The organism is Pricia sp. (assembly GCF_041745955.1).
Lineage (GTDB): Bacteria > Bacteroidota > Bacteroidia > Flavobacteriales > Flavobacteriaceae > Pricia.
On the sequence record NZ_JBGTHY010000266.1, the window covers coordinates 38008 to 49361 of the forward strand.

At 42.1% G+C, this 11354-nt stretch carries 12 protein-coding genes and 1 other RNA gene; 7 read left to right on the top strand and 6 right to left on the bottom strand.

Annotation, left to right across the window (positions count from 1 at the left end):
- Positions 1 to 90: 90 nt before the first annotated feature.
- Positions 91 to 540, bottom strand: coding sequence for a fasciclin domain-containing protein (locus tag ACEW8S_RS09825; protein ID WP_373517977.1), 450 nt, complete (start codon positions 538 to 540; stop codon positions 91 to 93).
- Positions 541 to 865: 325 nt separating this feature from the next.
- Between ACEW8S_RS09825 and ACEW8S_RS09830 the strand changes: the two genes are divergently transcribed.
- Positions 866 to 1585: a hypothetical protein gene (locus ACEW8S_RS09830; RefSeq protein ID WP_373517978.1), complete on the top strand. Its 720-nt coding sequence runs from the start codon at positions 866 to 868 to the stop codon at positions 1583 to 1585.
- Between the two features lie 108 nt (positions 1586 to 1693).
- Here the strand turns inward: ACEW8S_RS09830 and ACEW8S_RS09835 are convergent, their stop codons facing one another.
- A complete protein-coding gene (locus tag ACEW8S_RS09835; RefSeq protein ID WP_373517979.1) occupies positions 1694 to 2833 on the bottom strand; it encodes a hypothetical protein in 1140 nt (379 codons plus the stop codon).
- 43 nt (positions 2834 to 2876) lie between these two features.
- On the bottom strand, positions 2877 to 4505 hold the full coding sequence (locus ACEW8S_RS09840; RefSeq protein WP_373517980.1) for an ABC-F family ATP-binding cassette domain-containing protein: 1629 nt from the start codon (positions 4503 to 4505) through the stop codon (positions 2877 to 2879).
- A 191-nt stretch (positions 4506 to 4696) separates the two neighbouring features.
- Here ACEW8S_RS09840 and ACEW8S_RS09845 point away from each other — a divergent pair, with 191 nt between their 5' ends.
- A complete protein-coding gene (locus ACEW8S_RS09845; RefSeq protein WP_373517981.1) occupies positions 4697 to 6079 on the top strand; it encodes a TlpA family protein disulfide reductase in 1383 nt (460 codons plus the stop codon).
- An 11-nt stretch (positions 6080 to 6090) separates the two neighbouring features.
- Here the strand turns inward: ACEW8S_RS09845 and fsa are convergent, their stop codons facing one another.
- From fsa to ffs, 3 genes are all read right to left on the bottom strand, one after another.
- Positions 6091 to 6744 (bottom strand): fructose-6-phosphate aldolase, encoded by a 654-nt coding sequence (gene fsa / locus ACEW8S_RS09850; protein WP_373517982.1) that lies wholly within the window; start codon positions 6742 to 6744, stop codon positions 6091 to 6093.
- Between the two features lie 83 nt (positions 6745 to 6827).
- A complete protein-coding gene (locus tag ACEW8S_RS09855; RefSeq protein ID WP_373517983.1) occupies positions 6828 to 7637 on the bottom strand; it encodes an SDR family oxidoreductase in 810 nt (269 codons plus the stop codon).
- A gap of 4 nt (positions 7638 to 7641) precedes the next feature.
- Positions 7642 to 7740, bottom strand: an RNA gene (gene ffs, locus ACEW8S_RS09860) — signal recognition particle sRNA small type.
- A gap of 134 nt (positions 7741 to 7874) precedes the next feature.
- Here ffs and ACEW8S_RS09865 point away from each other — a divergent pair.
- From ACEW8S_RS09865 to ACEW8S_RS09885, 5 genes are all read left to right on the top strand, one after another.
- Positions 7875 to 8927, top strand: coding sequence for a glutaminyl-peptide cyclotransferase (locus tag ACEW8S_RS09865; protein WP_373517984.1), 1053 nt, complete (start codon positions 7875 to 7877; stop codon positions 8925 to 8927).
- Positions 8924 to 9316 carry an acyl-CoA thioesterase gene (locus tag ACEW8S_RS09870; RefSeq protein ID WP_373517985.1) on the top strand — a complete coding sequence of 131 codons (393 nt, stop codon included), beginning with the start codon at positions 8924 to 8926 and terminating at the stop codon, positions 9314 to 9316. The genes ACEW8S_RS09865 and ACEW8S_RS09870 overlap by 4 nt, the downstream gene beginning before the upstream one ends.
- Before the next feature lie 502 nt (positions 9317 to 9818).
- A complete protein-coding gene (locus ACEW8S_RS09875) occupies positions 9819 to 10550 on the top strand; it encodes a LytR/AlgR family response regulator transcription factor (protein WP_373517986.1) in 732 nt (243 codons plus the stop codon).
- A gap of 140 nt (positions 10551 to 10690) precedes the next feature.
- Positions 10691 to 10849, top strand: coding sequence for a hypothetical protein (locus ACEW8S_RS09880; RefSeq protein WP_373517987.1), 159 nt, complete (start codon positions 10691 to 10693; stop codon positions 10847 to 10849).
- Positions 10850 to 11066: 217 nt separating this feature from the next.
- Positions 11067 to 11354 (top strand): hypothetical protein (locus ACEW8S_RS09885; protein ID WP_373517988.1); only part of this gene is annotated, 288 nt, incomplete at its 3' end.

Consider the following 11354-nt stretch of genomic DNA (forward strand, 5'->3'; position numbering starts at 1 on the left):
GCCTGCAACCTGCAACCTGCAACCTGCCGGTAAGAAAACTAAAGTTTTCATTTCCTACCGTCAGTTAAAATAAAAGGTCGGAACAGTTCCTCAAAGTTTTTTTGGCCTAATTACGGCATCGATTTCGTGAATTATTCCGTTGCGCTGGTTAGAGTCGGCTACCACAATGGTGGCCGTATTCCCGAAACTATCGCTCAAAATAATATCGATTCCCTTCATAGTAGCTGTTATACTATCGCCTTGAAGGGTAGTGAAGGTGGTTTTCCCCTTACCCCTGCTTAAAGCCTTTAAAATTTTTGAAGCGGATAATTTGCCGGCAACGATATGATACGTCAGCAAAGCCTTAAGCTCTTTTTTGTGATCAGGATGCATTAGATCATCATTAGAAGAACGTGAAAATTTCTCAAAGGCATGGTCGGAGGGCGCAAAAACCGTGAACGGACCGGAATGGTCAAGTAATTCCTCGAGATCGGTTGCTTTCATCACCGCCAATAGGGTCCGATACTTCTCGGAAACCGCGGCAGTGCGTAGTATGGACAATTTATGTATTTGTAAGGTCGGAACCCGTTTCGCAGATTGAGCAGAAAACTCTTGTGATGAAACTGAGAAAACAGTGAACAAAAATACGAATAAAGAGGCAGTAATGATGCTAGTCATGGGCAATTACGGACTTGATAGATTACTAGGCGATAGACTACTAGACGATAAACGGATGAATTTCTTCGACAAGGTACAACGAAATGCTTCCTTCTTTTGAAAACTAAAAGAAGGCCACATCCTAATTAACAAAATATTAACTTTTGTGCTTCCGAAGAAAATCCGGTTTAGCGATGAATTGCTTAAATTTGGAAGAAAAGAAAAAGAAATGCTTTTAAAAAGAACCAACATCGAAGAGAAACTAATCCGTCTAAAAAACGATGAAAAAGTTTCGCAGGCCATTTTGGAGGAAGTCCAAAAAATTTTGACTGCCGATTCCGAATGTCAAAAACGTATCGAAAAGAATATTAGCGGACGGCAGGATAACACGGTAAACGCATTCGATTTCGACCTTTTGGAAACCGACCGTATCTATCATCTTGATCAGATCAAAAAAACGTGTATCGATTACAGGTTACGTTTTTTGAATTCCAAATATTTCAAGGGCGAGATTCCGCCTGAGGCCATATCGAAAATCAAACGACTTGAACAAGAACACAACATCGAAGTCAAAGGCTTTAAAATCATCGCCCCTTCAAAGTTGTTCAAATTGGAGGACAAGGACGACCCCTTGCTATTTGTGCCCATAGGAAACGACTATTTTTATCTGATACACAAATGGGGCAACGATTTGCACCCGTTGCGAAAGTGGCTGATGTGGCCTTTCAAAGGTATAGTTAACCTTACCTTAGTAACCTTGTTGGTAAGTTATTTGGTCACAACCCTCGTACCTGAAGGCCTTTTCTCCAAAAACAGTTCTACCGCAGAATTTTGGATTATTTTCTTCTTTATGTTCAAATGTATTGCCTCGGTGGTTATTTTCTATGGCTTTGCCCTAGGCAAGAACTTTAATCCCGCTATTTGGAACAGCAAGTATTTTAATGCGTGATGGTCGGTGCTCGGTGCTCGGTGCTTAAAGTATATTGAAAAAATAAAAAAGGCATCCCATTATTTTAATGCGGGATGCCTTTTTTAGTATTGGTTAGATGTGCTACTATCAATCGATATATATGGCGTAAGGTACTCCATCCAAATCAAGGTTTCCTGCCAATTTAGGTTCGGGCTTGGTTTTGATCCTTAGCAGCCCCCCTTTATTGCCTTCCCCGATTTTTTTATATCCTACCAAAAGCAAATTATTGGCTTCGTCATAATGAACCACGGTGGTGTTCTCTATTTCGAATTCAAAGTTGAGCTGCGTTTTCGATAGAAAATTCTCATAGGCGTAAAGAACGGTCAAGTTTTCGTCGAAATCGTATATCGCAGGCACTAGGGAATAGTCGCTGTGTATACCGGCCAACATGGCATAGTACATTTTTCCGCTTCTATCGAAGTGCTTAAATTCGGAGTTGATAAAATTAGGCGCTTTCCCGGAAGGGTAATTGGTATAAGCTAATGCCAATGTACTGCTATTATAGGTACTATGGAGTTCGTCATAACCAATAATAATGTTCCCATCGGGATTTTTGAATATACTTTTGGCATCAAAACCTAGGTTGTCCTCGAATATCTCTTTGTTGGATTTGGCATCCAAAACCGTCAATTGGTATTCGTCGGTGATTTTTTCGTCGAGACTAAAAATGAACAATCTGTTATTGGAAAAGGCAAGGCCTACGGGATTGAATTTGAGCATCACATCTTCAAAAACGCCTCCCGCTCCCGTCACATCGATGGCTCTAACCATAAACGCTGTACTTTCGGCACTGACTTCCTTTTCATAGGCCACATATACGGTATTGCCGCCTTGAACGATGGCCTTTGCAGTTAGGGTGCAAGCACCCAAGTCGCTAAATACCGCTACGCTTTTGGTAGTAGCCTTGCTAAAATCGTGAATGGTAATCTCACCGCTACATGCCGATTTCTTGTGGTACATGGTCAAGACCTTGCCTTCTTCCGAAATTAATAGCGGTTTAGCTATTTTTGGGAAACCACTGTCGCCGTCATTAAGGCTAAGTGTCTCGGCATCGCCATTCAAGAGCTTGCCGGTGAGCATGCCATGGAAATTTACAAGTAAGGTGTAGTCGGCTTCGACGCTTGGTTCGATTTTGCCGCCATCGTCGTCGATAGGTCCATCGGATTTACTGCAACCAATGACGAACAATGCCATTAAGGCATAGATTAGAGTGTAGGTTTTCATCATGTCAAGATTTGGGGTCTAACAAAATGAACTTATCGAGTTCATGTTACGCAGGGACGGCGTACATTTTATCGCGCTGCTCCCGCAATGCCTTGTCAGACATATATTCTTCAAACGTCAAATACCTGTCAATATTGCCTTTAGGGGTCAATTCGATGATTCGATCGGCAACAGTATGTGCAAATTCGTGGTCATGGGTCGTGAAAAGGACGGTGCCCTTGAAATTTTTTAAAGAATTGTTGAAAGCGGTGATGCTCTCTAAATCCAAGTGGTTCGTGGGTTCGTCGAGCATCAGCACATTGGCACGTAGCATCATCATACGGCTCAGCATACAGCGCACCTTTTCCCCACCCGACAAAACCGTACATTTTTTAAGGGCTTCCTCACCGCTGAAAAGCATTTTTCCCAAAAATCCGCGGATGTAGACTTCTTCGCGTTCCTCTTCGGTCTTGGCCCACTGGCGCAGCCAATCGACCAAATTGATATTTTCCTGAAAAAAATCGGAGTTGTCGGCGGGAAGGTAGGATTGGTTCGTGGTTATGCCCCACTGAAAAGAACCGGCATTGGCTTTTTTGTTTCCGTTGATGACCTCGTAAAAGGCCGACGTGGCCCTAGAATCCCTTGAAATGATGGCCACCTTATCTCCCTTGGCTAGGTTTACGTTTACGTTTTCGAAAAGCGGCTCACCATCTTCTGTGGAAGCAGCAAGTTTGTCAACGTTCAATATTTGGTCGCCCGCTTCCCGCTCCCGGTCAAAGATGATGGCCGGGTATCTTCTGCTCGAGGGCTTGATATCCTCTATTTTTAATTTCGATAGCATCTTCTTGCGCGAGGTCGCCTGTTTGCTCTTGGCGACATTGGCACTGAACCGGGCGATGAATTCTTGTAGTTCCTTGGCTTTTTCCTCCGCTTTTTTGTTCTGTTGTGCGCGCTGACGGGCCGCCAGCTGGCTACTTTCGTACCAAAAGGTGTAATTACCGGAATAGAGGTTCATTTTTCCGAAATCGATATCGGCGATACTGGTACATACGGAATCCAGAAAATGGCGGTCGTGGGAAACTACGATTACCGTATTCTCATAATTGGCCAGAAAATTTTCCAACCAGTTGATAGTCTCATAATCCAGATCATTGGTAGGTTCGTCCATGATGAGCACATCCGGGTTTCCAAAAAGAGCCTGGGCCAATAGTACACGTACCTTTAATTTAGAGTCCACTTCGGCCATGCTCGTATGGTGCAGTTCTTCGGGTATGCCCAAGTTGGATAGTAAGGCTGCCGCATCGCTGTCGGCGTTCCAACCGTTCATTTCTTCGAACTCCACTTGCAGCTCCCCAATTTTATCGGCATTTTCGTCCGTATAATCGGCGTAGAGGGCATCGATTTGCTGTTTGATGGAAAACAAAGGCTTGTTGCCCATCACCACCGTTTCCAAAACGGTCGAGGCGTCGTAGGCATTGTGGTCCTGTTCAAGAATGGACATCCGTTTTCCGGGTTCGAGGTTAACGCGGCCCGAGGTGGGATCGATTTGTCCGGAAAGAATCCTAAGAAAAGTGGACTTCCCTGCCCCATTGGCTCCAATTACCCCATAACAGTTCCCCTGCGTAAAGGTCACGTTTACTTCATCGAACAGAATCCTTTTTCCGAATTGGACGGATAAATTTGATACCGACAGCATATTTTATCTTTTAAAAATCCGTGCAAAAATACGGAATTTCCACCGTGTAAACCAATGAACGAATAAGGACCATTATACGGATATCATTAACCCTTTCCATTTTATTTTTAACTCGCTATTAACAGCGTGGGGCATAAGGGTTGCGTAATTTTGAGTAGAACTTGTGTCAATATACAAGTACATAAACGTATATGAGCAAACCTTTTTTTTATTTTTTTCTGTGCGTGCTGGTAGGATGCGGTAATGGAGAAAAAAATCCACAAAACGCCTATTTTGCGGGGGAAATCGTTAACCCTACGAGTGAATATGTCGTATTGTTCAAGGGCGACGTTGCCCTTGACTCCGCAAAACTGGACGAGCAGAACAGATTTGCCTTCAGTATTGATTCCATCGCCGAGGGGCTGTACCACTTCAACCATGAGCCCGAACTGCAATATGTCTATCTTGAAAAAGGAGATAGCCTAATGATTCGGCTAAACACCCTGTATTTTGACGAGTCCCTTATTTTTTCGGGAAAAGGGGAAGAAATAAATAATTTTTTGCTGGATCTTTTTTTAGCGAACGAAGAGGAAGCCAGCCTGGTACAAACCTTTTACCGATTGAATGCCGATGATTTTGTGGATAAAATCGATTCCCTAAAACAGATACGGCTCGATGCACTTACCGAACTTAACAAAGAACACGCCCTTTCAGAAAAGAAGGAAAAAATCGGTAGGGCAAGTGTGGTCTATAATTATAACACCTATAAAGAGGAATATCCCTTCAAACATATAAAGTTTACAGGGGAAAACGTAATCGGCAAATTACCCGAAAATTTTTACGATTATCGCAAAGATCTAACCTTTGATGACAAGGACCTCACCTACCTCCGCCCCTATTACCAATTTATGAACAACCATATGGGCAATCTTTCGTATATGTCCTGTTCTCACGAATGCGCCATCAAAAAAGGTACGGTGCGCAACCCCCTACATTTCAATACCCATAAACTACAACTGATCGACAGTCTGGTCGAAGAGAAAGAATTGAGGGATAATCTTTTCAGATATGTTGCCTTCAACTATTTGTTAAACGTCAATGATCCAGAAGAAAATAATGAGAAATTTATCGATCTTTTTCATAAACTTTCGGACAACAACCGACATATGCAAGAAATAGATGCGCTCTACGAAGGCATCAAAAACATTCAGCCCTACAAGGAAATTCCCAATGTAGCCGTTTCCGATTCGGATGGGAATACGATTTTTTTACACGATATAGCCGGGAATAAGAAAACCGTTTTTTATTTTTGGTCGGGTACCAATCGGGATCACTTTGAACATATAAAACGAAGAGTTGCCAAGCTCAGCGCAGAAAAGCCGGAATACCGATTTGTAGGCATCAACATCAAAACCCCGGAACCTGTTTGGAAAGGCCTATTGGAAATCTCCGATCTAGACAAAGAAATGCAGTACCACGCTACGGATTTTGACGCGCTCACTAAATCGTTGGTTATCGACCGGCTCAACAAATGCATCATTACCGATAACGGACGGATCGTTGATGCCTTCGCGGATGTCTACAGGCCGTTATAAATCATCAATTCTTAATTGCCTTTCTTATAATCCGCCAAGAATTTCTCAAGGCCGCTATCGGTCAATGGATGCTTTAGCAATCCTTTGATTGAATCCAAACTACCTGTCATGACATCGGCACCAATTTTAGCACAATTGATAATGTGCATCGTATGGCGAATCGAAGCGGCGAGAATTTGGGTTTCGTAACCGTAATTATCGTAAATATGACGAATCTCGGCGATAAGGTTCAGACCGTCTGTTGAAATATCATCAAGTCTACCGATAAATGGGGAAACGTATGTAGCTCCTGCCTTAGCTGCAAGTAATGCCTGACCTGCCGAGAAAACGAGCGTGCAGTTGGTGCGGATACCGTTATCCGAAAAATGTTTCAGGGCCTTTACCCCGTCCGCGATCATCGGCACTTTTACCACTATTTGATCATGAAGTTCGGCGAGCTGCTCCCCTTCCTTTACAATTTCATCAAAATCGGTGGCGATCACCTCAGCGGATACATCTCCGTCCACAATTTCACAAATATCCACATAGTGCTTCAAGATTTTATCCCTTCCGGTAATACCTTCCTTGGCCATTAAGGAGGGATTGGTTGTTACACCGTCCAAAACCCCAAACTCTTGTGCCTCACGTATTTCGTCTAAATTCGCCGTGTCTATAAAAAATTTCATTCTTTACTTTTTTAAAAGGATTAATATCATTTGAAAGGATTGTATACCGACAATCGCCTTATAATTATAAGATTCTCGTAAAATTACAATTTATAATGGTTTAGCAAGAGTTTCTCGTAAATTTTATCGGGCAATATCCTTTTTAGGAACAGCGATAATTTTTGCATGGAATCCCCGACCTTATAATGCACTTTGGGTTTTGCCGTATTGATAATTTCAAGGACTTTTTTGGCCACTGAAATGGGGTCGTCTGCGGTATCGACATCCTCGTTGATCATTTTCAATGTTTTAGCATACGTATTGCTGTAGGGCGATCGACCCCCAATTGGCGCATGATAGCGATTAGCCGCAATGTTCGTCGCAAAATCGCCGGGGGCCAGGGTGGTTATTTGTATCCCGAAATCCTTTACTTCCATACGCAGTGCCTCCGAAACCACATCCATCGCCCCTTTTGTTGCGGAATAGATGCCTCTATAGGGCAATCCCATGGCACCCGCAATGGAAGTGATGTTGATGATGAGGCCTGATTTTTGAAGTCGCATCTGGGGAAGAACGGCTTTGGCCAAATGCAAAGGTCCGTTAAAATTGACGTCGAAAGCCTTCAGGATTTCTTGATGCGGCGTTTCTTCGATCGGGCCTGTAATACCTACGCCTGCATTATTGACCAACACATCTAGCCTAGCCTCTTTATCGAGTACCCGTTGCACGGCCGATCGTATACTTGCAGGATCGGTGACCTCAAGTTCCAACAGCTCAAAACTTTCAAAATCGAGGTATTTGGATAAATTTCTTGTAGTACCGTAAACCTTAAATCCCTTGGATTGTAGATAAAGACCGATGGACTTGCCGATACCCGAAGAACCTCCCGTTATGAGAACGACTTTCTGTTGCATAAAAAAACGGCAAGCTACCTACATCGCACCGCTACGACCGTATACCCTTGCTGCGTTCCCGCCCTGGGGGATTCTACAGGAGCTGGTCGTGTAGGACTTGCCGCCTGCAAATATACGATCTTTTGATACTTTTGCAATGGTTTTGAATAGATTTTCATTGCTATATAATTCTTGGTAATTCCCTATTTTTGTCCTTTATAAACCTAGTAAGCCACACATACCTATATATACTCCGAAATGAATTGCTTAAAATACTTTTCTTGCAGCATACTACTTACCCTCTTCATGGCCTGTGGGGGCGACAACTCCCCAACATCCCTTTTTGAGATCGAACTGCCTAACAACCAGAAGAGTTTTGCGCAGAACGAAAGCATTAGCATCGGCGTTAAAAATAAAAAGGAAAAAACCCTTGGCGAGATCACCTATTCCATTGATGGGAAAGAACTTCCGATGAGCGACGGTACCATTTCTTTGGACGTTCCCCATTTGGGCAATAAAATTTTGAAAGCAAAGGTGAACTACGATGATACTTTCGCAGAAATATCAAAGGACATAAAAATTTTAGCGCCCAAGGCCCCGGAAATATATACGTACGAAATCATCAATGAATACCCGCATGATGCCCGAGCCTATACGCAAGGCCTTGAATTCCATAACGATACCCTATATGAAAGTACCGGAAAAAAGGGAAGGTCTTCATTACGCAAAATAGATTTTAAAACGGGAAAAGTGCTACAAAAAGTAGATCTTGATGATATCTATTTTGGGGAAGGTCTAACCATTCTTAACGATAAAATCTACATGCTGACCTGGCAAAGTGGAATCGGTTTTGTCTACAACCTTAAAGATTTGAAAAAGACGGACAGTTTTCAATATGGACAAAGCAAGGAAGGCTGGGGCCTTGCCAATGACGGCCAAAGGCTGTTTAAAAGTGACGGTACCGAAAAAATCTGGTTCCTGAATCCCGATACCCTTGTCGAAGAAGATTATATCGAGACGGTCACTAATACTTCTATCAATGACAATGCCAACGAACTCGAATATATCGACGGAAAAATATACGCCAACGTCTACCAAAAATCCGGGGTAATGATCATCGATGCCGAGAGCGGCGCCATCGAGGGCGTCGTTAATTTTGGGGGCTTAAGCAGCAAGGTAACCCATCACGATAGTTGGAGCGATACCGATAATGTTTTAAATGGGATTGCATACCATCCCGAACGAAAAACGTTCTTCGTAACAGGAAAGGAATGGGACAAGCTCTTTGAGGTGAAAATCCAAAAGAAATGAGCGAGGCCTATGAAAAGACCATTGTGGTACAAGAGGATGACCTCGACGAACTGAACCATGTAAACAACGTGCGCTACGTACAATGGATACAGGACATTTCGAAGGAACATTGGATAACTACCGCACCCCAACCTCTGCGGGAAGGGGTTATCTGGGTAGTCATGCACCACGATATTGCCTATAAAAATTCCGCACAGCTGGGCGATGTAATCAATGTAAGCACCTTCATTGAAAAAAGCCGTGGGGCCACTTCCGTCCGAATCGTAGAAATGCACGATGCGGCTACCGATACGCTGCTGGTCCGTTCAAGTACCAAGTGGTGTTTGTTCAATGAAAAATCCCTGAAGCCTATCCGGATTTCCGAAGAAATCAAGCAGGTTTTTGGGTAATCAAGTTTGACAGGTTAGAAAAATCAAAGTTCGATCACTACTTCGTAGCTGTTCAAGATAAAAGGTTTATTTGAAAACTAAGACTTCTAAAACGAATAATACCTCTTGAACTAAGAGACTTTTTTCTCCAAACGTCAATGGTTTTTCATAGAAAATTTTAGTACTATACCATCTTCAGACATGGTTGACAACACTTTCCTGTTTTTGAATCCCGGCATTCATCCCTTTTGCACATTTAAATTGCCTCTCTTTTTCATCCTTGTAACGTCAGACTTCCCTTTACTTATTTTATTTCCATCCAATTTCGCCTCCGCCCAACAAAAACATGCCTCGAAATTACCATTCATCGAATAAACCCTATAAAAAACGCATGTGTATGCAAGTTTTTTCCTTCAAATACGTTCATTGTCAATAAATTATAATAAAAACCCCAAATATTGTGGGGAATAACTTGGTTGCTATGTATCTTACTATCATTAATTTGCACTCAAATTATAGTGCTTTGGAATATACTTATACCATACTGGATTCCGATGCGACCTCCAATCTGCAGCTGCAGCACTATCTGGGGGAGTATGGCGATTTCACTTGTGCCGCGTTGGCCAAGGACAGTACCGAAGGTATCAATTCCATCCTAAAATTTTCTCCCGATGTCGTATTCATCAATCTCAACGAAAACGCCCAGGAATATTTTCTTATGGTGATGGAACTCCATCAATATGTTAGTAACCTACCTGTTATTATAGGTATTTCTAAAAGTAAGAATTACGCGTACGATGCCATAAAAAATGGATTCTTCGATTATTGGTTGATGCCCTACAACGAATTCGATATTCGGAAATCGTTATTGCGACTCAAGAAACAGGTACCGGCAAAAGCCGAACCGGATACCCTCTGCCTGAAATCGTACAGCGACTTTCAGTATATCAACACGAATGACATTCTCTACTTACAGGCCGATAACAATGCGACGGAATTTGTAATGAAAGACGGTACCATTAACAACGCATTTAAAACCTTAAAGTCCTTCGAAAACCAATTGCCCAAAAATTTCGTACGTATACACCAGAGCTATATCATGAATACGGATTATATCTCGCGTATCAGTTATGGCAAATCCATTTGCACCTTGAAACATAATAAGATGCAGTTGCCCTTCTCAAAATCGTACCGTGCGAATATCGACGGATTGAAGACGATACTCTCAAAAAACACGATTTCTTCCCTTAATTAGAGTAATTCTAATAGAACCGGTTCGTTTACTCACAGAACAGGTACGTTCACTCGCATCTTATTTTCTTACTGTCCATCCCGGGGTTATTGGTATTAGTTTAGCAGTATCAAAAAACAATAACCCCCTAAAACTAATTAATTATGAAAAAAGTAGTAAGTATTTTCGCAGTATTGGTAATGAGTGTTGGTCTTTTCACTTCTTGTGAGTCTGAAACGAACGTAGAGGATAATGATGCATTGTATGATGTAGAGGTTCAGGCTTCTGATAGAGCTTATAACGAAACTACACGAAGAACCTAGTAATCAAGAATACATATTTTTCAGCTATATTAGCCTTAAATTTTTTTTAAGGCTTTTTTTTAATTTTATAGCCTATTGAATGATTTCGCGAAACCCCACAAATTCAAATATCCTTTGGTATCTATGCCTCTTTTTGGTATTTATCTGGTCCTGTAATTCAGAACGAGGTAATAGCGATGTAGAAATTGATAATTCGAAATTGGATTCCTTATATACTATGATAAAAGAAGGAAGAAATACCGAATTATCGTTGGAAGAAAGAAAAAACAGGCTCTCAAAAGTACTTACAAAAGCCTCTAGTATCGATAACGATTCCGCAAAAACAAAAGTATTTTCCCAGTTATCATTAGCCTATCTGATGTTAAACGACTCCTTAAACTTTAGGAAAAGCAACTTTGAGACCATTGCATTGGCAAGCAGGGTCGGAGATAGCGTAAGTCTCGCCGAGGCGCACTGGGACTTAGCGGAGTTCTATAAAATAGAAACAATAGCGGATAGTGCTTAC

Coding starts and splice junctions, on each gene's coding strand:
- ACEW8S_RS09830 (WP_373517978.1), top strand. CDS start 866: ATGCTTTTAAAAAGAACCAACATCGAAGAGAAACTAATCCGTCTAAAA.
- ACEW8S_RS09835 (WP_373517979.1), bottom strand. CDS start 2,833: ATGATGAAAACCTACACTCTAATCTATGCCTTAATGGCATTGTTCGTC.
- ACEW8S_RS09840 (WP_373517980.1), bottom strand. CDS start 4,505: ATGCTGTCGGTATCAAATTTATCCGTCCAATTCGGAAAAAGGATTCTG.
- ACEW8S_RS09845 (WP_373517981.1), top strand. CDS start 4,697: ATGAGCAAACCTTTTTTTTATTTTTTTCTGTGCGTGCTGGTAGGATGC.
- fsa (WP_373517982.1), bottom strand. CDS start 6,744: ATGAAATTTTTTATAGACACGGCGAATTTAGACGAAATACGTGAGGCA.
- ACEW8S_RS09855 (WP_373517983.1), bottom strand. CDS start 7,637: ATGCAACAGAAAGTCGTTCTCATAACGGGAGGTTCTTCGGGTATCGGC.
- ACEW8S_RS09865 (WP_373517984.1), top strand. CDS start 7,875: ATGAATTGCTTAAAATACTTTTCTTGCAGCATACTACTTACCCTCTTC.
- ACEW8S_RS09870 (WP_373517985.1), top strand. CDS start 8,924: ATGAGCGAGGCCTATGAAAAGACCATTGTGGTACAAGAGGATGACCTC.
- ACEW8S_RS09880 (WP_373517987.1), top strand. CDS start 10,691: ATGAAAAAAGTAGTAAGTATTTTCGCAGTATTGGTAATGAGTGTTGGT.